Genomic DNA, 20469 nt, shown 5'->3' with positions numbered 1-20469 from the left:
GTTCTCGCCGCCATCGCCCTGGGGCGTGGGCATCCAGTTACGGCAGCTCGCCGCGAAGCCTCCGATCGATTGCGCGCAGGAGTTCGCCAACCCGCCCGCCGCCGATCGGCGCGAGCGGGTAACGCCGCAGGACCTCGACAAGCCTTGGCGTCGCACGCCGGATGGCGCGCTCAACATGGTCGGCACCAACACCGGGAGCGTCACCCGCAGCAAGTTCGGCGGCTCGGGCTGCGTGGGCGGACGCGCCAAGAATGTGCCTGACCTGAGTCGATCGAGCCAGCGGATGAAGATAAGCCGCGGATGAGGCACACATCGCAGCGCGCGCAGCCTGGCTGGCTGCTGCATTTTCGGTTTCCTTTGATGCCTTCAGCGCCGCCCAGGCCGCATCGCGCAGGGCCTTCACCCGCTTGCCTCCTCTTGCGAACGTCCGCGCGGTTTCAATCGCGTCCCGCGGACGGGAATCCGCAGGATGCGATTGCTCGAATATCTCCAGCACGTCCGCAGCATTTTCCACCGCGTAGGCAGCGACCTCTCGGAGGTCCTCAATATCCAGGATGAACTCGTCTGCCATGTTTCATCTGCCCGACACGAGCGTTCGGCCATACCTATTGACGTTCTATGGCTGAAGTCGGTCGTCTCAACATCCGCCGCGGAGTACTGGATCATCCGCCATCGCGGATGATGACAGCGAACCTTGGGGCGCTGTCGCCCTCACACGCGAAAGCGTCACCCCTCGAACGCGTCGATCGACGCCCGGCTTCCGCGCGAGACCAGCGTCTCGTCCGGCGCGGGCAGCCTCTCGCCCTTGTCACGGAAGCGGTTGGTGATGGGATAGCGGCGGTCGCGGCCGAAATTCCTGGGTGTCACCTTCACGCCGGGCGCAGCCTGGCGGCGCTTGTATTCGGCGACGTTGAGCAGATGGTCGATGCGGGTGACGGTCTCGCGGTCGAATCCGGCGGCGATGATCGCATCGAGCGGCTCCTCGCGTTCGACCAGCCGCTCGAGGATCGCATCGAGCACGTCGTAAGGCGGCAGAGAGTCCTGATCGGTCTGGTTCTCGCGCAGCTCCGCCGTCGGCGGGCGTGTGATGATATCGGGTGGGATCACCTCGCCCGCGGGGCCGAGCGCACCGTCCGGCTTCCAGACATTGCGCAAGCTTGCCAGCCGAAACACCTGGGTCTTGTAGATGTCCTTGATTGGGTTGAAGCCGCCGTTCATGTCGCCGTAGAGCGTGGCATAGCCGACCGACATCTCCGATTTGTTGCCGGTCGTCACCACCATCAGGCCGGTCTTGTTGGAGATCGCCATCAGCAGCGTGCCGCGGGTGCGGGCCTGGAGGTTTTCCTCGGTGATATCAGGCGGCAGATTCTTGAAGATGCCCGAGAGGATCGTCTCGAACCCGGTCACGGCTTCCGCGATCGGCAACACCTCGTAGCGGATGCCGAGATGGCCGGCGAGCTCGCCGGCGTCGGCGATCGAATGTGCGGCCGTGTAGCGATAAGGCAGCATCACGCCATGCACCTGGTCGGCGCCGAGGGCATCGACCGCGATGGCGGCGCACAGCGCGGAATCGATGCCGCCGGAAATGCCGAGCAGCACGCCGGGAAAACCGTTCTTGCCGACATAGTCCCGCAGGCCCAGCACGCAGGCGGCATAGTCGGCCTTGTCGCCCTCGACCTGCTCCGCGAGCGGCCCCGTACAGCGCCAATCGTCGCCGTTTCGGGTGAAGCGGAGCGTGGTGACGCTTTCCTCGAACGCCGGCAGTTGCGCCGCGAGTGAGAGATCGCCGTTGAGCGCGAAGGACGCGCCGTCGAACACCAATTCGTCCTGGCCGCAAACCTGGTTGAGATAGACCAGCGGCAGCCCGCTCTCGGTGACGCGCGCGACCGCGACCGACAGGCGCACATCGTTCTTGTCGCGGGCGTAAGGCGAACCGTTCGGCACGAGGATGATCTCGGCACCGGTCTCGGCCAGCGTCTCGACCACGTTCTCGTAGTCTTCGGACTCCTCGAGCCAGATGTCCTCGCAGATCGGCACGCCGATGCGAACGCCGCGCACCGTGACGGGGCCGGCGGCCGGGCCGCGCGAAAACAGCCGCTTCTCGTCGAACACGCCGTAGTTCGGCAGATTGCACTTGAAGCGAAGTGCGGCGATACGGCCGCCGTCGAGCAGCGCGCAGGCATTGTAGAGCCTGCCCTCCTCGACCCAGGGCGTGCCGACCAGCATGGCCGGCCCGCCATCGGCGGTCTCGCGGGCGAGCGCTTCGATCGCGACGCGGCAGGCGGCCTGGAAGGCCGGCTTCTGCACCAGATCTTCCGGCGGATAGCCGGCGACGAACAATTCCGGAAACAGCACGAGATCGGCACCGTCGGCGGCGGCTTGCGCGCGCGCGGCGCGCACCTTCGCGGCATTGCCCTCGATATCGCCCACGGTCGGATTGAGCTGGGCGAGCGTGACCGCGAATGCGTTGAGACGTTCGGTCATGACGGCCCTTTTCAATTCTCGTCAGACGAAACCCAGCCGCTCGACGATGGCGAAGATCCAGAACGCGCCCGCCATCAGCAGCGCCACACCGACGGCCGCCGAGCCCATGTCCTTGACGCGGCCGATCTGCTTGTCGTGATCCATGGTCAGGCGGTCGGCGAGCTTCTCGATCGCGGTGTTGAGCAGCTCGACCGTCAGCACGAACGCGACCGCACAAATCAATTCGACCGCGCGCATCGCGGTTGCGCCGATGAACCAGGCCAGCGGCAGCGACGCGAGGAGCGCAAATATCTCCTCCCGGATGGCCTGCTCCGAACGGAACGCAAAAGCCAGACCGTTGCGGGAATTGATCGTGGCCTTCCAGATTCGCAGCAAGGTCCTAGAGCCCCGCTGCGGCCGGCATCGGCTTGGTCTTGCCGGCGCGTTCCTGCTTCAGCAGCTCGGCGACCAGGAAGGCCATATCGATGGATTGCTCGGCGTTGAGGCGGGGATCGCAGACCGTGTGGTAGCGGTCGTTGAGATCCTCGTCCGTGATCGCGCGGGCGCCGCCGAGACATTCGGTGACGTCCTTGCCCGTCATCTCCAGATGCACGCCGCCGGCATGAGTGCCTTCGGCGGCGTGGATCGCGAAAAACGACTTCACCTCGGACAGGATGCGGTCGAACGGGCGCGTCTTGTAGCCCGACGTCGACGTGATGGTGTTGCCGTGCATGGGATCGCACGACCAGACCACCACCCTGCCCTCGCGCTGCACGGCGCGGATCATGTTGGGCAGATGCTCGCCGACCTTGTCGGAGCCGAAGCGGCCGATCAGCGTCAACCGGCCCGGCTCGTTGTCGGGGTTGAGCACATCGATCAGCTTCAGGAGTTCGTCGGGCTTCAGCGACGGGCCGCATTTGAGCCCGATCGGATTCTTGATGCCGCGGAAATATTCGATGTGGCCGTGATCGAGCTGGCGGGTGCGATCGCCGATCCAGATCATGTGGCCCGAGGTCGCATACCAGTCGCCGGTCGTGGAATCGACGCGGGTCATGGCCTGCTCGTAGCCGAGCAGCAGTGCCTCGTGGCTGGTGTAGAAATCGGTCGAGCGGAGCTCGGGATGGGCCTCGAGATCGAGGCCGCAGGCGCGCATGAAATTGAGCGCGTCCGAAATGCGGTCGGCCAATTCCTTGTAGCGGCGGGACTGCGGACTATCCTTGAGGAAGCCGAGCATCCACTGATGCACGCTGCCGAGATTGGCATAGCCGCCGGTGGCGAACGCGCGCAGCAGGTTCAGCGTCGCGGCCGACTGGCGATAGGCCATCAGCTGGCGCTGCGGATCAGGCACCCGCGCCTCTTTCGTAAACGCGATGTCGTTGACGATGTCGCCGCGATAGCTCGGCAGCTCGACGCCATCAACCTTCTCAGTCGGCGATGAGCGCGGTTTTGCAAATTGGCCGGCGATACGGCCGACCTTCACCACCGGCACCGCGCCGGCATAGGTCAATACGACCGCCATCTGCAGCAACACGCGGAAGAAGTCGCGGATGTTGTTGGCGCCGTGCTCGGCAAAGCTCTCGGCACAGTCGCCGCCCTGGAGCAGGAAGGCCTCACCGGCCGCGACACGGGCCAGCGCCTTCTTCAGATTGCGCGCCTCGCCGGCGAAGACCAGCGGCGGAAAGGTCGCAAGCTGCGCCTCGACGTCGGCCAGAGCCTTGGCGTCGGGATAATCGGGCACCTGTAGCACCGGCTTGCTGCGCCAGGACTCGGGCGTCCACCGCTCGGACATCGCAATCTCTCCGTGAAGCAAAAAGCACAACCTGATCTAAGGGTTGCGAGGGCCGCCTTATACACAGGCTGGCACGACATCGCCAGTTGTAAATCCGTTTCGCATTGCAAACCCTTGCGGGTAAAGCTGAATTCGCATTTGCTAGGGGTAGCGAGGAAACCGGCAAGATACCTTCCGCCCATGGACGCGGCACCGGACGACGTTTTCATCGACGAGATCAGCTTCCCGGCGACCGACGGGTATGCGCTGGCCGGCACCCTGTTCCTGCCGCGCGGCGCCAAGCGCCACGCCGTCCTGATCAATTCGGCCACGGCCGTGCCGCGAAAGATCTATCGCGGCTTTGCCTCCTATCTCGCCCATCGCGGCTGTGCGGTGCTCACCTACGACTATCGCGGCATCGGCGACTCCCGGCTGCCGGCGATGGTCGGCTACAACCAGCCGAAATCGCTGGTCGGCTTCAAGGCCTCGATGTCGGACTGGGCCGCGCTCGACGTCGCCGCCGCGGTGCGCTGGATGCGCGAGCGCTATCATGGCTTGCCCCTTGCCTATGTCGGCCATTCCTACGGCGGCCAGGCGCTCGGGCTGATCGAGAACAACAGCGAGATCTCCCGCGCCGCCTTCGTGGCCTCGCAGGCCGCAACCTGGCGGCTGATGACCTCGCCGGAGAAGTACCGCGTCTACGCCTTCATGAATTTGGTCGGCGTGCCGCTGGCCCACGCACTCGGCTACGCGCCGGGCTGGGCCGGCATCGGCGAGGATCTGCCCAAGGGCGTCTTCCTGCAATGGGCCGAGTGGGTCCGGAGCCCGCGCTATTTGTTCGATTCAAAGCTGCCGGCGCTGGACAATTTTGCAAAATTCAAGGGCGAGCTGCGCGCGCTGTGCTTCTCCGACGATCCCTGGGCGACACGCCCGGCGGTCGAGCTGCTCGCGAGCGGCTTCACCGCGATCAAGCCGGAGGTGTTGACGGTGAAGCCGTCCGACGTCGGCACCAAGGGAATCGGCCATTTCGGCTTCTTCCGCCCCGCGACACGCTGTGGCGCGGCGTCGCGGAATGGCTCCAGGGGGAGTGAGCCGTCAGCGAATGATCGTCGTCAGCGACGAGTAACGCCTGTTCGGCTTGGCATCGCTCGGCGCAAACTGCGCGAAGGCGTCGCTGACGCGGACCGCCGGCGGCGTGTCGCTCGCAAACCGAAACTCCTTCGGCCGCGGCGCATAGAAGCTGGCGCTGTAATAGTTGTCGTCGAAGCGCGTCTCGCCGACGCCGAACACTGCATCGCAGGCGAACAGGAGCGCGTACACTCCCGCAACCGCCACGACGACCTCCTTGAAAATTGACATGATAATGCCCTGCCCTGTTGCGGGCAGGATGCAGCTCGGTTCCAAAGCTCTGGTTTAAGGCGCCGTGCTTCTTATAGAGAGGGTTTGCGGCCGCTGAGCCGAATGCAGACAATTTTATCGATCTCGAAAAAGAGCCCGCCTGACCGGACGATCAGGCGGGCTCAGGATTGGCCGATCGGGAGGTTATCAGACGGCCAGATTCATCCAGACAGCCTTGGGCTCGGTGAAATTGTCGAGCGCGGCGGAGCCGTGCTCGCGGCCGAGGCCGGAGTCGCGCTCGCCGCCCCAGGGCAGGCGCACGTCGGTATAGCCATAGGTGTTCATCCAGACCGTGCCGGCGCGGGCCCGTTTGGCGAAGCGCTGCAGCTTGCCGACGTCGCGGCTCCAGACGCCGGCGGCGAGGCTGTAGGCGGTGCCGTTCGCGATCCGCAGGGCGTCGGCTTCGTCCTTGAACTTGATGACGCTGACGACGGGGCCGAAGATTTCCTCCTGCGAGATCCGCATCTCATGCGCGACATCGGCGAACACGGCGGGGCTGATGAAGTAACCGCGCTCGCCGATCCGCGTTCCGCCGGTGACGAGGCTCGCGCCTTCCCTCTGGCCGATATCGACATAGTCGAGGATCGACTTCATCTGCTTCTCGGAGATGACGGGACCGAGCGCCGTCTTGCGGTCGAGCGGATCGCCGATCCTGAGCGATTTCGCACGTGCAGCCAGTCGCTCGACGACCTCGTCATAGGCCTTCTCCTGCACCAGCACCCGGGAGCCTGCCGAGCACACCTGGCCGGCATTGAAGAAGATGCCGGAGGCCGCGGCCTTGGAAGCCGCTTCAAGATCGGCATCGTCGAAGATGACATTGGCCGACTTGCCGCCGAGCTCGAGCGAGACGCGCTTGAAGTTGCCGGCCGCGCCCTTCATGATTCCGCGCCCCACACCGGGCGAGCCGGTGAAGGTGACCTTGTCCACGTCGGGGTGATTGACCAGCGCGTCGCCGACGACGCGTCCCGGACCCGTCACGACGTTGAAGACGCCAGCCGGCAGGCCCGCTTCGAGCGCGAGCTCGGCGATGCGCAGCGCCGATAGCGAGGTCAGCTCGGCCGGCTTCATCACGACGGTGCAGCCGCAGGCCAGCGCCGGCGCGAGCTTCCACATCCCGATCATCAGCGGGAAATTCCACGGCACGATCGCCGCGACCACGCCGACCGGCTCGCGCATGGTGTAGGTCAGCGCATCGTCGCGCACCGGCACGACGTCGCCGCTGATCTTGTCGGCCCAGCCGGCGTAATAGATCAGCGTGTCGACAGCAGCGGGAAAGTCTTGACGCATCGTCGCGGCAATGGGCTTGCCGGCGTCGATGGACTCGAGCTCGATGATTTCCTCGGCGTGTGCCTTCAGCAGGTCCGCCCAGCGCAGCAATATCTGGCCACGCTCGGAGGCGCGCATCGTGCGCCAGGGGCCTTCGAACGCCCGGCGTGCCGCGGCGACCGCATGCTCGACATCAGCCTCGCCACCCTCGGCGACGATGGCAATGACCTGCCCCGTTGCGGGGTTGAGGGATTTGAAGGTGCGGCCGGAGCTGGCGGGGACGCGGCGGCCGTCGATGAGCAGATGCTGCGGCCGGGCCATGAACGCGGTCGCCGGCGAATGCGCAAAGTCATATGCAACTGACATCATATTTCCTCCTGTTCTGGTATACCAGACTAGGCGCCTATTCGCCGGAGTAAATATGATATGATGTGCAAATGGACGCCAAGTATATGAAGCGAAGTTCATAAGGAAAGGTCAAATGCTTCAGATCGAGATCGAGGCCGTCTGGCGGTTTCGCCGCGAGGGCAGCCCGCGCACCGTCGCCGTCATGCTCGGCGTCCTCAACGAAATCCGGAAGACCGGCAAGATCACCAGCGCCGCCAGCGACGCGCACCTCTCCTATCGCCACGTCTGGAATCTGATCGAGCAATGGTCGGAGTTCTTCGGAACCCCTCTGGTCGAGACCCAGCGCGGCAAGGGCTCAAAACTCACGCCGTTCGGCGAGCGGCTGGTGTGGGCCGGCGAGCGGATGCAGGCGCGACTCGGGCCGCAGCTCGAGAACCTCGCGCAGGAGCTGGCAAGCGAGATCAAGCCGTTCCTCGAGCAGCGCCCGTCCGTGATCCGCGTGCATGCCAGCCACGGCTTTGCCGTGGCAAAGCTGCGCGAATTCCTCGACCGCGAGCCCGGCATCGGCGTCGATCTGCGCTATGTCAGCAACCAGCATTCGCTGGTCTCGCTGGCGCAAGGCGCCTGCGATCTCTCCGGTCTGCATCTGCCGCACGGCGCGCTGCGCGCACAAGGCATCAAGGCCGCGCGCGAATGGCTCGACCCGCGCGAAGACCGCATCATCAGCTTCGTCACGCGCGAGATGGGGCTGATGGTCGCGCGCGGCAATCCGCTGCGCATCGCCTCGCTTCACGACCTCACCAAACCGAACGTCCGTTTCGTCAACCGCGACCATGATTCCGGCACGCGCCTGCTGTTCGACCAGTTGCTCGCCGCAAACGGCATCGACGAGAGCAAGATCAACGGCGCGCAGCAGATCGAGTTCACCCACGCCGCGGTCGCGGCCTATGTCGCGAGCGGCATGGCGGACGCGTGCTTCGGCGTCGAGGCGGCCGCGCGACAGTTCGGCCTCGACTTCATCCGCATCCTCACCGAGGATTATTTCTTCGTCTGCAAGCGCGCCTTCCTCGATACCGCCCCGATGCAGCGCATCCTCGAGATCATCCGCAGCGCCGATTTTCGCGCCGCCGTCGCCACCCTGCCCGGCTACGTGCCGTCGGACACGGGCACCGTGACCGGCGTGAAGGCGTTCCTGGAGATGCACGCCGTGCGGTGACGAATGCGCCCTCACCTTGTCCGCGGCAGGCAAGAGTGGCAATCTCAGTTGCGAATTGATCCAAGAGTCCTCGTCATGTCGCGCGCGAGCGCCAAATCGCTTCCCCAATTGAGCCTTCGCATCGACCTCGACGGCGAGGACCGGATCGGGCCCGGCAAGATCGAGCTGCTTGAGCAGATCCGCGAGCACGGCTCAATCTCGGCGGCCGGTCGCGCCATGGACATGTCCTACAAGCGGGCCTGGGATCTCGTCGACGAGATCAAGCGCATCTGCGGACATCCCGTCGTGGAGCCACAGGCCGGCGGCAAGAACGGCGGCGGGGCGATGCTGACCCCGTTCGGCGAAAAGCTTGTCGCACGCTACCGCAAGATCGAGCGCGACGCCGCGCGCGCCGTGCACAAGGAGCTGGAAGCGCTCAGGAGCGACATCGCCCGTTCGCGGAAGTCGTGAGCGGACGGGTGGACATGATGGATCGGCTTGAATTAGCGCCCCTGCATCGGATCGGCGGCACAAATCCTCCGCACCAGGAGCGGCGAACGTTCGACTTCGTCGTCAATGGAGTATCGCTCTTCGAAGCTGCCGGGGGGCTCACATTCGATATGTGCGGTTCTCTCTCGAACCCAGAATTCGAACGTGACTTCGCCCGACGGTTCAATGGACGAACGGCGGCCATGTTGTCTTCTGATGCCCCGGTGGACGGGCACCGGGTGGCTCTTTTTGTCTGTCCGGAGTGTGGCGACTTCGCTTGTGGCGCCATCACCGCTCGCGTCTCTCGAACTGATCGTGGCGTGCGGTGGTCCGATTTCGCACATGAAAATGAAATTGATGCCGCTTCCGAGCTCGGCGTCGGGCCCTTTGAATTCGAGTGGGCCGATTATGTGAACGAAATCGAACGCTCTAGGGCCGAATGAGCCCGGCGCTGGCTGCCGCGGCTTTGAGTGCGCGCGCTAGCTCGGCCGCACATTCACTTCCGGCATCGGCTGCGTCAGAGCCTCACCGAGCAGGCTCTGCTCCGCCTTCGGGATCGAGAAGCGGACCTTGAAGCCGTCCTCGGTCTGCAGCGTGATGATGCGCTGGGTCGTGTCGGTCGATTGCTCCAGCACCCAGGACGCCAGCGGATAGGCGTAGCGCAGGCTCTGGTCGCCGTAACGGGCCTTCAGCGCCGTCTCGAGCAATCCCGGAAGTGTCATGATGAGGGCACCGACCTGGTTGAGCGAGACGCGGACGGCAGCCGAATTGCCCGTCACGTCCTCGAACCCCAGCGAGATCGCACCGCCGTCGGCCGCCACCTCGCAGGTCGTGAGCGATCTGACCTTGATCTCCATCGAGAACTCCGGAGCGCAGTTCCGCTATATCCTTAAAGATATAGCGATAGATGCGATCAGGTCCAGCCGGTTCTTTTGGAATATCTCGAACCGGCCGGGGGAGCGTGGCTTCGACTTCTGAGGGCGACACGGTCCCGGCAGCGCCACCCGGCCCGCTCACATCAGCGGCTCGTCCTTCAGCGCCGACACCACCTGCTCGCCGCGTTCGGTCAGGCGATAGGTCACCAGCGGCCGGCTCGACGGTGGCTTGCGATCGATCTCGACGATATAGCCGCGCACCATCAGCGCTTCGAAGCTGCCGTAGTAGCCGAACATGCTGATCCGGTTCTGCTTGAGCAGCTTGAACTCGCGCAGCAGACGGATCTCGTTGCCGGAGAGCAGCGAGCGGCGCACGCGCTGCACGAACCGCGTGCGCTGCTCGAACCAGGCCTGATCGGGCAATTCATGCGAGGGTGCCGGATCGCGCTCGCAGGGGTGCGCCTCCGGCGCGGCGTCGGCCATCACCTGCGGCAGGCACGGCATGCTGCTGACGACCGCTTCCCTCGCGACGTCGAGCAAGGCGATCGGCCAGCGCCGCTTGTTGTCCACCATGACCGGCGGCGGCACGACGTTGTCGCGCACCAATTGCTCGAAACGCCCGGCGGTCACGCCGACATAGGCGGCCGCGCGGCGGCGATCGACCAGACGGGTGTCCGGCCCGTACTCCAGCTCGCAAGCGATATCTTCGTTCACCCCAAATCCCCTGGCGCGGCGTTGCGCACGGCATGGCGTCGTCCCGGCAGGGCCGGCCAAGCCGGCCGCGAACCTAGGGAGGAGGAGCGCTCTCGAAAAGCAGAGAATTTCGCACATATTGCTGCCGTTTCGGCAACGGTTATAGTCCTGCCAAGGGGCCCCATGCGATTTCATTCACCCGCCATCCAGTACTTCCACGCGGTTCGCCGCACCGGCTCGATCCGGGCGGCGGCGCGCGTCCTGAACGTTGCGTCCTCGGCCGTCAGCCGCCAGATTCTCAAGCTGGAGCAAGAGGTTGGATCACCCCTGTTCGAGCGCAATGCGCGCGGCCTGACGCTGACGACGGTCGGCGAGATGCTGGCCCGGCATGTCATGAACGTGCTCCAGGACCTCGACCGCTTCCGCTCGGACGTCGCGTCCCTGTCCGGCGCCTGGAGCGGCACCGTCAGCATCGCCTGCATCGAATCGCTGACGGAATCCGTGCTGCCGGACCTGATCGCGTCCCACCGCGGCCGGGCCCGCCGCGTCAGCTTCACCATCGAGGTGAAGGGATCGTCGGACGTCCTGGAGGCCTTGAGCCGCGGCGAAGCCGACATCGGCATCGCCATGGCGCTCCGCCATCCGCCCGATTTGCGGCAGGCCGCCTTGAAGCGGTTTCGTCTCGGCGCGGTGGTCGCACGCGAGCATCCGCTGGCACGCCGCAAGACGGTGACGCTGGAGCAATGCCTCGCCTTCCCCGTCATCAACGCGCTGCCCGAGCTGTCGATCTATCATCTGCTGCAGCCGCTGATTGCGCAGCTCTCGGAGACGCCGGAGCCGGCGATCCAGGCCAACTCGATCGACCTGATGCGCGAGCTCGCCGCGCGCGGCGTCGGTGTCGCCTTCCAGACCCAGCTCGGCATCAACAGGCTGTCGCGCGACAGCCGGCTCGTCTTTCTTCCACTCGACAATGCCGGCAGCCCGGTCTGGTCCGATCTCGGCATCTATGTCCGCGCCGAGCGGACGCTACCCGCCTACACCGAATCCTTCCTTCAGGAGCTGGTGCGCGAATTGGGCGAGCGCGAGCGGCGCGAGAACGCCGCCCATCCGCACACGCCCTAGCGCTGGAGACGCAGCACAGCCGGCAAGCGCTCCGCAACCGTTCGCAAGTCGACGCTCAGTGACCAGCCTGCTTGCGGTGGCCGTTCTCGCTGAGGCGGTCGACCCAGGCGATGCCGATCGCGGAGATGATGAAGGTCAGGTGGATCAGGACCTGCCACATCACGCCGCTCTCGGTGAAATTGCTGCGCGTGGTTCCGAGATTGCCGGCCTCGATGAAGGTCCGCAGCAGCGAGATCGAGGAGATGCCGATGATGGCCATCGCCAGCTTGATCTTGAGCACGCTGGCGTTGACATGGCTGAGCCATTCCGGCTCGTCGGGATGGCCGCTCAGGTTGAGCCGGGAAACGAACGTCTCGTAACCGCCGACGATCACCATCACCAAGAGGTTCGAGATCATGACGACGTCGATCAGTCCGAGCACGACCAGCATGATCTGCTGCTCGCTGGCGTCGAAGGAATGCACGACCAGGTGCCAGAGCTCCTTCAGGAACAGCAGCACGTAGACGCCCTGTGCGATGATCAGGCCGACATAGAGCGGCACCTGCAGCCAGCGCGAGCCGAAGATCAGCTGCGCGAACGGGCCGATTTGCGGCCGCGATGACGGCACAGCCAAATGTGCTTTGGGTTCAGACTTCATTGATCACTCCGCAAGTGCAGGCAGGAAGCGTCCGCTTAGAGACTTGCGATCACGGGCGCAAGCTCGAGCGAGCCGCGATAGATCATCTCGAAGGCGACGTAAACGATGATGGCGAGACCGACATAGGCGATCCAGCGCTGCTTCTGCAGCACCCGGCCGAGCAGGTCGGCGGCAACGCCCATCATCGCGACCGACAGCAGCAGGCCGAAAGCCAGGATGTAGGGGTGCTCGCGCGCGGCGCCCGCGACCGCGAGCACGTTGTCCAGCGACATCGAGACGTCGGCGGCGACGATCTGCACCGCCGCCTGGCCGAAAGTCTTCTGCGCCGGCGCAGCACTCGCGCCGCCATGGCTGAACGCGAGCTGGCTCGAATGGGCGGAATGCTCGCGCAGTTCGCGCCACATCTTCCAGCACACCCAGAGCAGCAGCACGCCGCCGGCGAGCAGAAGGCCGATCACCTGCAGGAGCTGGGTCGCGACGCCGGCAAAGACGATGCGCAGCGCGGTTGCGGCGGCAATGCCGACGATGATGGCACGCCGGCGCTGCGCGGCCGGAAGTCCGGCGGCGGCAAGGCCGATCACGACGGCGTTGTCGCCGGCGAGCACGAGGTCGATCAGGATGACCTGAAGCAGCGCGGTCAGCGCGTCGGTTGTGATGAATTCAGTCATGATTGATCATTTTTCGATGCAGACGGATCGAGCCATCCCGGCTTTTTCCGCTCGACCCAATCGAGGACCTTTGAACGGGAGGTGCGCAGCGCCGGCACGTCCTCGGCGAGCAGTGCGAGGCCAAGCGGCAGCATCCAGACGCCGAGTACCGGCAGGAAGGAGAGCACGCCGCCGACGACGAGCAGCGCGCCAGAGGGGATCCGCACCCACCGGCTGGACGGCCTGAGCAGATAGGTGACGGTATCGCCCATGCGCGGCGGCAGGCGATGGACGAGCTTGTCGAGGCGCGGATCGCCGCCGGCCATCTGGCTGGCGGCGCCCGCGTTCCCTGCCGCTTGCTCATCCGAAGTCGTGCTCATGCTCACTCCTTTTGGGCAGTGCTCATCGCACCCGGCCCGACCTGCTTCGCGCGCGGCAGCACCAGCGTCAAAAGCCGCAGCAGCTTGATCGCCTGCACCTCGTGCGGATGCACGTCCTCGTCCGCGGCCGCGACGCGCTCCGACAGCTCGATCAGATGCGATGACAGCGGCATGTTCGAAACCGGCCGCAGCGTGTCGATCACCACATTGGCAAAGTCCGGCTCCTCCAATCGTTCCGCGAGTTCGTCGAAGATCGAAAGCAGCCGTTCGTCATCGATGTGCGGCGCCAATCCGCGATCCCTGATGAAGCGGATCACCTCGTCGCGTTCGACCGGCGAGACGCGCCGGTCGGCCACGGCGACCAGCGCGCCGGCAATGACAAGCGCCACCGCCGCCTGCTCGTTCAGGCTGGACGGTTCGGTGATCTCGATTGAATTTGAGAATTTGGCGTCAGACATCGTTGCTCCTCATTTTGCGCAAATGGCCGCGCGGAGCTGCGATGGGGACGACGGATCGGAAGGAAGTCGAGAGGGCCCGACAGTCGGCCGATCCATCGCATTCGCGCGGGACAGGTCATCCGACATCGCGAGGTTTACCGACATTTGTCGGCGTCCTCGCCAGAGGGGCCCGGATTCTTGTTCGCCACCAGAAATAAAGATGGGTCTGTCGGAATCAAGGCGATCCGACTGCGACCAGCCGCCGCATCGGTTCCGTGTTGCCATGTTTGGTTAAGCAATTGCGGGCGACGCACCTGATCACATTCTCGCTGTCATCGCCCGCGCAGGCGGGCGATCCAGTACTCCGAGACGTGCGTGATTATCGAGTAGCCGCGGCGTACTGGATTCCCCGCCTCCGCGGGGAATGACAGCGGAGCGCGGAGCACGCAGCTCACTCCCGCTCGACGAGATGCGCACGGGACGGTGACGGATCGAACCGGTCGCCGAAATATTGCGTTTCGTGCGCGACCAGTCCGTCACGGAATTCCATGATGCTCACGACGTAGGACGGCACCCCGTCATAGCTCAGGACGAACTCGCTCACCCAGAGATCGCCGCCGCCGATGATTCGCCGGATCGTAAAGCGCTTCCTGTTCGGCTGCACGAAACGGCTCTCCTGGATGTTCCTGCGGCCATGAATGCGCTCGCCCGATTGCGGATAGTCGAGCACGGCATCTTCGCGATAGATGTCGTGCTCGGCCTCGAAATCATTGGCGTCCGAAGCATCCCAATGGCGCTGAAGCGCGGCTCGCGTGGCCTGATCGTCCATCTCGACCTCCGATCTCGACGTCCCGCATCTTAACACCGGGGCCGGGCGAAAACGGCGGCATCGCAGCCGCGTCACCATAGATCGCTATGATCTCGGGCGAGCTCCGATGGGGCGCATCGCTCCGTCATAGCGCCCGCGCAAGCTTCGGCAGCGAAAAGGTCGCCCCTGAAGTTCGATGATCGCGGAGAATCGCATGCACAGCATCACGTCCTGCACCGGCTGCGGCCATGCGCTTGTCCCGATGCTGACGGCCAAGGGCCGCGCGGAGCTGAGCTGTCTCTGGTGCGAAGGCATCGACGCGCGCGCGGTCGACATGGCGAAGTGGGCAGACAGCCCGTCCGGCAAGCCCGAGCGGACCGTCCGTCAGTCGTTCGAATGAGCCGCCCCGGAGCTTGAGCCGCCGGCGATTGCCTGTCCCAGCGACCTGTACGACTGCATGGCCTTTGCAGGACATGCCGACAAATTAGACAAAATGCGTGCCTCGACCGGACTCGCGAGCTCTGCGAACAGGGCCTGGCAGGCTGGTGAACCACGCGATCTAACTTCAGGCGCAACCTCGATTTTTCTCTCGCCGCGAGACGCCGGAGAGCCCGCGCGCTGCGCCGCACGCCGACTGGCCCAAAATTCGCAAGACATCGTCACGCCGGATTCCCTGCCCTCCCACGACAGGAGCAGCAAGATGCGTGCGCCCAGCTCCGGGATGACGGCCTCACATCGGAGAATGCCATGAACGTGCATGCTGCGGGCGATCTCAAATTCACCGGCCTCACCCGCCCGGATGGCTCACCCCTTCGCCTGAATGACCAGGACTTCGTCGCGATCGACCGCGACAAGAATGCGAAATATGAGGCGACCTACCGGCCGCAGGCGCTCTACAACCGCGCCAACGAAGGCTTTCACGCCAACAATGAGACCTTCCTGCTGCACGAGGTCGCGACCAACCTGCCGATCTACCGTCCCGACACCGGCCCCACCGATTTCCATCTGCATCTGCCACCGGGCGGCTTTCAGCTCGTGCTGGTCACTTCGGGCGCGTTCACCTTCGACTATGACGGGCGCTGGTACAATGTTGGCCCCGGCGCGGTGATGCTGCAAAGCGCGATCGTGCATCGGCAGCTGTTCTACACCTGGTCGGGACTGTCGACAGAAGAGAATCTGAAGACGCCGCAAACGGTGGTGCCCGATCCGATCTCGATGGGCTATTCCGGCAAATTCCTCGAAGCCTTCATCACCGATCCCACCACCTTTCCAAACCCGACCATCGTCGGCCCGGATCAGATCAATGAGGACGAAACGCCGCGCGTGGCCTGGAGCCATCCGCTGCATGATCGTCCGGCCGATGCCGGCTTCTGGCTGCAGGATCCCCTGGCGCTGGACGCGCTGTTCAAGCCGCTCACCGATGGTCCTGTCAAATCGGCCATGCCGGTTTACGTGCGCGATATCGGCATCGAGATTCCGAGCGGGCATCTCGTCACCGGCCACATCATCGCGACCGACCCGCGGGGCCACGCACTCTTGCCGAAGAGCACGTCTACCGCGGCGGACGCGACCTGTTTTGCCAAGGGCGAGGTCGTGATCTACCGCGTCATTCGCGGCACGGCCGAATTCAAGAAGAAGTCCGGCGAGAGTTTTGAACTCTCCGCCGGCGACGTGGTGACGGCGGGCAAGGAGTCCATCAGCCTCATCGGCGTCGGCGAGAACACCCAGGTCCTGCGCCTCGGCCTGCTCAAGGGCATGAACGAGCTTCGCAGCTGGACCCCGACGCAGCGCGACGAGATCGACGGCCTCGCCGGCCAGATCATCACCCACAAGGACGTCCGTCCCCTGCGCACCGAAGGCAAGCCGGTCGGATATTTGTACGGCTGAGCGCCGGCCTCATCTGGGCGTAGGCGTGATCAGGTTCAGTCAGCTGACCGGAGTTTATCTTCTCGCGGGAGCCTGACTGGCCAGAAAAATCCAACAAAATTAATATGTTAGGTTTTAAGAGCTTCGGGAATGCCCGGCGGCTTCCTGTGGATAGGCTGGCGGCCTGCCCGGCCCCGTGGTGCTGCCGCTCCCAGGCGCTGGACGGCCTTCCTGCGGCCCGGGATGACCTCCTACATAGCGTTCGTTTAGCGATTGGGCTGCCTCAGTTGGCGGCGTTCTGGTTTTAGCGCTTTTGGCGTTTACGCCATCGCGCGCCAGCCCGTAGGGATCGCCTGGCGGTGTCGCCCGTTGCTCCCGGCCTGCCCCGCTCCCGGTGCGCGCTGCCTGCCGCGTCCGTCGCCTGTCCGCGCCGTGACGGTGACGCGGTGACGGTGCGTGCCGTGCATCTCAACGAAAGAAGCCGTGTCGAGGTGATGCGCACGCGACGGCGCGACCGTCGAAGGATGGCGGATGTGAGTGCAACCGTCCAATGACATAGATCAAGACGAGGACGGGCAGAGCGAGTAAATTTTTAAATCTTGGGGCAGTCCAGCAAGGGAGGTAGTCATGATCTCTCGGCGGAAGCTTCTTTCTTCTTTGGGCTTGGCGACTGCAATAGCCGCGTTCCCGACCGTGCTGATGGTCCCTGACGCGGAGGCGCAGACCGCTGGTATGGAAAGGCGTCAAGATCGACGTGAGGGGCGACACGAGCGCCGCGAGGATCGCCGTGACGCGCGCCAAGTGCGCCGCGAGGGTCGCCGTGAAGCGCGCCAAGTGCGGCGCGGAGTTACGACGGCGCCAGGAGTTGCGACGGCGCCAGGAGTTACGACAGCGCCAGGAGTTACGACGGGGACAGCTAAGTAGCTTGGCTAGAGCGTAGTGGGTCGATAGGCCATCATCTCCGCTCACCGCCCGGTGCAGCGCCTGCAGTAGCTCGCGTGCATGAAGGGAAGAGTCGATCAGCCTCATCGGCGTCGGCGAAAATGCCCAGGTCCTGAGAGGCCTGCTGAAGGGTATGAACGAGCCGGCGCGGCTGGACACCGACGCAGCGCGACGAGATCGACGGCCTCGCCGGTCAGATCATCACGCACAAGGACGTCCGTCCCCTGCGCACCGAAGGCAGGCCGGTCGGGTATCTGTACGCGTACGTCTTCGCTTGCGGCCATCCTTCGAGACGCCCGCCTATGGCGGGCCCTCAGGATGAGGTCACACTTCGCGGCGAGATCTTAGACCCTCATGGTGAGGAGCCCGCCAAAGCGGGCGTCTCGAACCATGCAGGCCAGGCTCTTCCGACAGCCCTACTCCGCCGCCTGCCGCACGTGGCGCGCGGTCGGGGTGCGCATGGTGACGAGCTCTTCTGCCGCGGTCGGATGCAGCGCGATGGTCGCGTCGAAATCCGCCTTGGTCGCCTTCATCTTCACCGCGATCGCCACGGCTTGCGTGATCTCGGCCGCGGCATCGCCGACGATGTGGCAGCCGAGCACGCGGTCGGTCGAGCCGTCGACCACGAGCTTCATCAGAACGCGGGTGTCGCGGCCCGACATCGTTGCCTTGATGGGGCGGAAGGTCGTCTTGTAGATGTCGACATGGCTGAATTGCGCGCGCGCCTCGGTCTCCGTCAAGCCAACGGTGCCGACCTCCGGCTGCGAGAACACGGCCGTCGGGATGTTGGCGTGATCCACCTGCACCTCGCGCTTGCCGAACACGGTGTCGGCGAAGGCATGGCCCTCGCGGATCGCGACCGGCGTCAGGTTGAAGCGATGGGTGACGTCGCCGATCGCGTAGATGCTGTCGACCGAGCTCTTGGAGAAATGATCGACCGCGATACCGCCATTCCTTGGATTGATGGCGACGCCGGCGTTCTCCAGGCCGAGATTGGCGACGTTGGGATGGCGGCCGATCGCGAACATCACCTGGTCGGAGGCGATGCTCGAGCCGTTCGACAGATGGGTGGTGAACTCCTCGCCGTGACGGTCGACCTTGGTCACCGTGCAACCGGTGAGGATGGTGATGCCCTGCTTCTCCATCTCGGCTCGCACATGCGTGCGGACGTCCTCGTCGAAACCGCGCAAGATGTTGTCGCCGCGATAGATCACGGTGACGTCGGAGCCGAAGCCGGCAAAGATGCCGGCGAATTCCAGCGCGATGTAGCCGCCGCCCTGGATCACGATCCGCTTCGGCAGCTTCTTGAGGTGAAACGCCTCGTTGGACGAGATCACGTGCTCGATGCCGGGAATCGCCGCGCCATGGTTGGGCGCACCGCCGGTGGCGATCAGGATGTATTTCGCCGTGAGCTTCTTGTCGTTCTCGAGCAGGCGGATGGTGTGCTTGTCCTCGATCACCGCACGGCTCTTGACGATCTGCGCGCCCGACTTCTCGACATTCGTCGTGTAGGCCGCCTCCAGCCGCGCGATCTCCTTGTCCTTGTTGGCGATCAGCGTCGCCCAGTCGAAGCTCATGGACGGGATGGTCCAGCCGAAGCCGGCGGCATCCTCGATCTCGTGGCGGACATGCGAGCCGATCACGAACAGCTTCTTCGGCACGCAGCCGCGGATCACACAGGTGCCGCCCATGCGATACTCTTCCGCGATCATTACGCGGGCGCCGTGACCGGCCGCGATGCGGGCGGCACGCACGCCGCCCGAGCCGCCACCGATGACGAAGAGGTCGACGTCGAATTCAGCCATTGTCCACTCCGACCTCTTCTAGACCACGATCAGGATTCTGATCAGATAGTGTCTGTCAGATTTCCTTGCCACGCTTGCGCATCTCGGCGCGGAAGGCACCCATCACGGTTTCCGAGAAGTTCTGGGCCCAGGAGTTCATGAAGGCCATGCTGAGGCCGATCGCGCGCGGCTCGGCTTCGATCAGCTTCTTGCCCAGCGGCGACCTGTAGAAGGTGACGAGATCCTTCAGCTCCTGCTCGGTGAACTCGCTGGCATAGATCTGCGCCATGCCTTCACCGATCTCGTTCTGGCGGCCGGCGAGCTGCTGGGCCACGATCGGCGCGACTTCGTTGAGGTCCTTCTGGTAGTTGAGGTTCTGCTGCGTCAGCGCGATCTTGGTCTTCTCGACGAGGCCGGGCACGGCGCCCTGATACATCGCCGTGGCGTTCTTGATCTGCAAAATTTCCCTGGCCGCGGCGATCGCCGCCGGCGAGGCCTTCGGCTGGGCCGGCGCTGCGGCAGCCTTGGGCTGGGCCGGCGCCGCCTGCTGCGCCATCGCCGGGACCGCCGCGACGGCCAGGCCAGCAGCAAGGGTCGCGGCCGGCAATAATTTCAAAAAGCTCTTCATTCCTAGTCTCCTTTCGGCTTTCGCCGTTCAATCACGCGAATTCCCTCGCCACCCGCCAGGACGGCCGAGCTGGCCAAGCCGATGAACAATCCATGCTCGACCACGCCGGGGATCGCGCTCAACGCCTTGGCGAGGCTGGCGGGATCCGCAATACGTCCGAGCTGGGCATCGACGATCCAGTGGCCGCCATCGGTGACGAAAACGTGGCCGTCCTTGGCCTTGCGGACCGCCATTTGCCCGGAAACGCCGCAGTCGGCAAATGCCTTTTCGATCGCGCGGCGCGTCGCGCCAAGCCCGAACGGGATGACCTCGACCGGCAGCGGAAACTTGCCGAGCGTCGGCACCCATTTGCTGTCGTCGGCAATCACGATCATGCGGTCCGAGGCGGCCGCCACGATCTTCTCGCGCAGCAGCGCTCCGCCACCGCCCTTGATCAGATTGAGCTCGGGATCGATCTCGTCCGCGCCGTCGACGGTGATGTCGAGATGGTCGATCTCATCCAGCGTGGTCAGCTTCACACCGCAACGCTCCGCATCGGCGCGCGTGGCCTCGGAGGTCGGCACGCCGATCACCTTGAGCCCGGCCGCCACCCGCTCGCCGAGCAGCTCGACGAAATGCTTTGCGGTCGAGCCGGTGCCGAGCCCGAGCTGCATGCCGTCACGCACCTCCTCCAGCGCCCGCGCCGCCGCCTGCCGCTTCAACTGGTCCATGTTCAATTTTGCG

22 protein-coding genes and 2 pseudogenes are annotated in these 20469 nt (G+C 64.8%); 8 read left to right on the top strand and 16 right to left on the bottom strand.

The window, feature by feature from the left end; genetic code table 11:
* Nucleotides 1–37: 37 nt before the first annotated feature.
* The 4 genes from JQ603_RS09875 to JQ603_RS09860 form a co-directional block, all read right to left on the bottom strand.
* Complete coding sequence (locus JQ603_RS09875; protein ID WP_212338829.1) at nucleotides 38–571, bottom strand: putative immunity protein; 534 nt, start codon at nucleotides 569–571, stop codon at nucleotides 38–40.
* Nucleotides 572–726: 155 nt separating this feature from the next.
* Nucleotides 727–2484, bottom strand: coding sequence for an NAD+ synthase (locus tag JQ603_RS09870; RefSeq protein ID WP_212338826.1), 1758 nt, complete (start codon nucleotides 2482–2484; stop codon nucleotides 727–729).
* A gap of 21 nt (nucleotides 2485–2505) precedes the next feature.
* A complete protein-coding gene (locus JQ603_RS09865) occupies nucleotides 2506–2859 on the bottom strand; it encodes a diacylglycerol kinase (protein WP_212338821.1) in 354 nt (117 codons plus the stop codon).
* A 4-nt stretch (nucleotides 2860–2863) separates the two neighbouring features.
* A complete protein-coding gene (locus JQ603_RS09860; RefSeq protein ID WP_212338819.1) occupies nucleotides 2864–4252 on the bottom strand; it encodes a class II 3-deoxy-7-phosphoheptulonate synthase in 1389 nt (462 codons plus the stop codon).
* 180 nt (nucleotides 4253–4432) lie between these two features.
* Here JQ603_RS09860 and JQ603_RS09855 point away from each other — a divergent pair.
* A pseudogene (locus JQ603_RS09855) lies at nucleotides 4433–5322 on the top strand (alpha/beta hydrolase family protein).
* Nucleotides 5323–5326: 4 nt separating this feature from the next.
* Here JQ603_RS09855 and JQ603_RS09850 read toward each other — a convergent pair.
* The gene (locus JQ603_RS09850; RefSeq protein WP_212338817.1) at nucleotides 5327–5590 is read right to left on the bottom strand and encodes a hypothetical protein; all 264 of its coding nucleotides are present in this window, start codon (nucleotides 5588–5590) and stop codon (nucleotides 5327–5329) included.
* Nucleotides 5591–5776: 186 nt separating this feature from the next.
* Nucleotides 5777–7261 carry an aldehyde dehydrogenase family protein gene (locus JQ603_RS09845; RefSeq protein ID WP_212339967.1) on the bottom strand — a complete coding sequence of 495 codons (1485 nt, stop codon included), beginning with the start codon at nucleotides 7259–7261 and terminating at the stop codon, nucleotides 5777–5779.
* 115 nt (nucleotides 7262–7376) lie between these two features.
* Between JQ603_RS09845 and JQ603_RS09840 the strand changes: the two genes are divergently transcribed.
* The 3 genes from JQ603_RS09840 to JQ603_RS09830 all read left to right on the top strand — a co-directional run bounded on the left by JQ603_RS09840 (nucleotide 7377) and on the right by JQ603_RS09830 (nucleotide 9370).
* The gene (locus tag JQ603_RS09840) at nucleotides 7377–8459 is read left to right on the top strand and encodes a substrate-binding domain-containing protein (protein ID WP_212338815.1); all 1083 of its coding nucleotides are present in this window, start codon (nucleotides 7377–7379) and stop codon (nucleotides 8457–8459) included.
* 75 nt (nucleotides 8460–8534) lie between these two features.
* Nucleotides 8535–8909 (top strand): winged helix-turn-helix domain-containing protein, encoded by a 375-nt coding sequence (locus JQ603_RS09835; RefSeq protein ID WP_212338807.1) that lies wholly within the window; start codon nucleotides 8535–8537, stop codon nucleotides 8907–8909.
* A gap of 14 nt (nucleotides 8910–8923) precedes the next feature.
* Complete coding sequence (locus JQ603_RS09830) at nucleotides 8924–9370, top strand: hypothetical protein (protein ID WP_212338804.1); 447 nt, start codon at nucleotides 8924–8926, stop codon at nucleotides 9368–9370.
* Between the two features lie 36 nt (nucleotides 9371–9406).
* Here JQ603_RS09830 and JQ603_RS09825 read toward each other — a convergent pair whose 3' ends face one another.
* Together JQ603_RS09825 and JQ603_RS09820 are read right to left on the bottom strand one after the other, a co-directional pair.
* Nucleotides 9407–9784: a hypothetical protein gene (locus JQ603_RS09825; protein WP_212338799.1), complete on the bottom strand. Its 378-nt coding sequence runs from the start codon at nucleotides 9782–9784 to the stop codon at nucleotides 9407–9409.
* A gap of 156 nt (nucleotides 9785–9940) precedes the next feature.
* Entirely contained in the window at nucleotides 9941–10516 is a 576-nt protein-coding gene (locus tag JQ603_RS09820) for a hypothetical protein (protein WP_212338798.1), read from the bottom strand.
* 162 nt (nucleotides 10517–10678) lie between these two features.
* Here JQ603_RS09820 and JQ603_RS09815 point away from each other — a divergent pair, with 162 nt between their 5' ends.
* The gene (locus JQ603_RS09815; protein WP_212338796.1) at nucleotides 10679–11617 is read left to right on the top strand and encodes a LysR family transcriptional regulator; all 939 of its coding nucleotides are present in this window, start codon (nucleotides 10679–10681) and stop codon (nucleotides 11615–11617) included.
* Nucleotides 11618–11672: 55 nt separating this feature from the next.
* Here JQ603_RS09815 and JQ603_RS09810 read toward each other — a convergent pair whose 3' ends face one another.
* The 5 genes from JQ603_RS09810 to JQ603_RS09790 form a co-directional block, all read right to left on the bottom strand.
* Complete coding sequence (locus JQ603_RS09810) at nucleotides 11673–12254, bottom strand: TIGR00645 family protein (protein WP_212338793.1); 582 nt, start codon at nucleotides 12252–12254, stop codon at nucleotides 11673–11675.
* Between the two features lie 35 nt (nucleotides 12255–12289).
* Nucleotides 12290–12922: a YjbE family putative metal transport protein gene (locus JQ603_RS09805; RefSeq protein WP_212338790.1), complete on the bottom strand. Its 633-nt coding sequence runs from the start codon at nucleotides 12920–12922 to the stop codon at nucleotides 12290–12292.
* Entirely contained in the window at nucleotides 12919–13281 is a 363-nt protein-coding gene (locus tag JQ603_RS09800; protein WP_212338787.1) for a hypothetical protein, read from the bottom strand. The genes JQ603_RS09805 and JQ603_RS09800 overlap by 4 nt, the downstream gene beginning before the upstream one ends.
* A gap of 2 nt (nucleotides 13282–13283) precedes the next feature.
* Nucleotides 13284–13739 (bottom strand): TerB family tellurite resistance protein, encoded by a 456-nt coding sequence (locus JQ603_RS09795; protein WP_212338785.1) that lies wholly within the window; start codon nucleotides 13737–13739, stop codon nucleotides 13284–13286.
* Nucleotides 13740–14169: 430 nt separating this feature from the next.
* Nucleotides 14170–14547 (bottom strand): nuclear transport factor 2 family protein, encoded by a 378-nt coding sequence (locus JQ603_RS09790; RefSeq protein WP_212338782.1) that lies wholly within the window; start codon nucleotides 14545–14547, stop codon nucleotides 14170–14172.
* Nucleotides 14548–14740: 193 nt separating this feature from the next.
* On the opposite strand from JQ603_RS09790, the gene JQ603_RS09785 reads away from it, so the two are divergent.
* The 3 genes and pseudogenes from JQ603_RS09785 to JQ603_RS38410 form a co-directional block, all read left to right on the top strand.
* On the top strand, nucleotides 14741–14926 hold the full coding sequence (locus tag JQ603_RS09785) for a hypothetical protein (protein WP_212338779.1): 186 nt from the start codon (nucleotides 14741–14743) through the stop codon (nucleotides 14924–14926).
* A 347-nt stretch (nucleotides 14927–15273) separates the two neighbouring features.
* Nucleotides 15274–16413, top strand: a complete 1140-nt coding sequence (locus JQ603_RS09780) for a hypothetical protein (protein WP_212338777.1) — start codon at nucleotides 15274–15276, stop codon at nucleotides 16411–16413.
* A 1000-nt stretch (nucleotides 16414–17413) separates the two neighbouring features.
* Nucleotides 17414–17597, top strand: a pseudogene (locus tag JQ603_RS38410) (hypothetical protein); the annotation flags it as partial.
* A 153-nt stretch (nucleotides 17598–17750) separates the two neighbouring features.
* Here the strand turns inward: JQ603_RS38410 and gor are convergent.
* The 3 genes from gor to rpiA are packed head-to-tail and all read right to left on the bottom strand — an operon-like array spanning nucleotide 17751 to nucleotide 20462.
* Nucleotides 17751–19139, bottom strand: coding sequence for a glutathione-disulfide reductase (gene gor, locus JQ603_RS09775; RefSeq protein WP_212338774.1), 1389 nt, complete (start codon nucleotides 19137–19139; stop codon nucleotides 17751–17753).
* Between the two features lie 55 nt (nucleotides 19140–19194).
* Entirely contained in the window at nucleotides 19195–19746 is a 552-nt protein-coding gene (locus tag JQ603_RS09770) for a DUF2059 domain-containing protein (protein WP_212338772.1), read from the bottom strand.
* A 2-nt stretch (nucleotides 19747–19748) separates the two neighbouring features.
* Nucleotides 19749–20462: a ribose-5-phosphate isomerase RpiA gene (gene rpiA, locus JQ603_RS09765; RefSeq protein ID WP_212338770.1), complete on the bottom strand. Its 714-nt coding sequence runs from the start codon at nucleotides 20460–20462 to the stop codon at nucleotides 19749–19751.
* Nucleotides 20463–20469: the final 7 nt, after the last annotated feature.

It is taken from the genome of Bradyrhizobium liaoningense (assembly GCF_018130825.1).
GTDB classification, from domain to species: domain Bacteria; phylum Pseudomonadota; class Alphaproteobacteria; order Rhizobiales; family Xanthobacteraceae; genus Bradyrhizobium; species Bradyrhizobium liaoningense_B.
This window is presented reverse-complemented; position numbering and strand designations above follow the sequence as displayed.

Bases quoted from the DNA above. Each gene is read 5' to 3' on its own strand.
- JQ603_RS09785 (WP_212338779.1), top strand. From the start codon at position 14,741: ATGCACAGCATCACGTCCTGCACCGGCTGCGGCCATGCGCTTGTCCCG.
- JQ603_RS09825 (WP_212338799.1), bottom strand. From the start codon at position 9,784: ATGGAGATCAAGGTCAGATCGCTCACGACCTGCGAGGTGGCGGCCGAC.
- JQ603_RS09840 (WP_212338815.1), top strand. From the start codon at position 7,377: ATGCTTCAGATCGAGATCGAGGCCGTCTGGCGGTTTCGCCGCGAGGGC.
- JQ603_RS09800 (WP_212338787.1), bottom strand. From the start codon at position 13,281: ATGAGCACGACTTCGGATGAGCAAGCGGCAGGGAACGCGGGCGCCGCC.
- gor (WP_212338774.1), bottom strand. From the start codon at position 19,139: ATGGCTGAATTCGACGTCGACCTCTTCGTCATCGGTGGCGGCTCGGGC.
- JQ603_RS09830 (WP_212338804.1), top strand. From the start codon at position 8,924: ATGATGGATCGGCTTGAATTAGCGCCCCTGCATCGGATCGGCGGCACA.
- JQ603_RS09805 (WP_212338790.1), bottom strand. From the start codon at position 12,922: ATGACTGAATTCATCACAACCGACGCGCTGACCGCGCTGCTTCAGGTC.
- JQ603_RS09850 (WP_212338817.1), bottom strand. From the start codon at position 5,590: ATGTCAATTTTCAAGGAGGTCGTCGTGGCGGTTGCGGGAGTGTACGCG.
- JQ603_RS09770 (WP_212338772.1), bottom strand. From the start codon at position 19,746: ATGAAGAGCTTTTTGAAATTATTGCCGGCCGCGACCCTTGCTGCTGGC.
- JQ603_RS09875 (WP_212338829.1), bottom strand. From the start codon at position 571: ATGGCAGACGAGTTCATCCTGGATATTGAGGACCTCCGAGAGGTCGCT.
- JQ603_RS09845 (WP_212339967.1), bottom strand. From the start codon at position 7,261: ATGTCAGTTGCATATGACTTTGCGCATTCGCCGGCGACCGCGTTCATG.
- JQ603_RS09860 (WP_212338819.1), bottom strand. From the start codon at position 4,252: ATGTCCGAGCGGTGGACGCCCGAGTCCTGGCGCAGCAAGCCGGTGCTA.
- JQ603_RS09810 (WP_212338793.1), bottom strand. From the start codon at position 12,254: ATGAAGTCTGAACCCAAAGCACATTTGGCTGTGCCGTCATCGCGGCCG.
- JQ603_RS09790 (WP_212338782.1), bottom strand. From the start codon at position 14,547: ATGGACGATCAGGCCACGCGAGCCGCGCTTCAGCGCCATTGGGATGCT.
- JQ603_RS09795 (WP_212338785.1), bottom strand. From the start codon at position 13,739: ATGTCTGACGCCAAATTCTCAAATTCAATCGAGATCACCGAACCGTCC.
- JQ603_RS09815 (WP_212338796.1), top strand. From the start codon at position 10,679: ATGCGATTTCATTCACCCGCCATCCAGTACTTCCACGCGGTTCGCCGC.
- JQ603_RS09780 (WP_212338777.1), top strand. From the start codon at position 15,274: ATGAACGTGCATGCTGCGGGCGATCTCAAATTCACCGGCCTCACCCGC.
- JQ603_RS09870 (WP_212338826.1), bottom strand. From the start codon at position 2,484: ATGACCGAACGTCTCAACGCATTCGCGGTCACGCTCGCCCAGCTCAAT.
- JQ603_RS09835 (WP_212338807.1), top strand. From the start codon at position 8,535: ATGTCGCGCGCGAGCGCCAAATCGCTTCCCCAATTGAGCCTTCGCATC.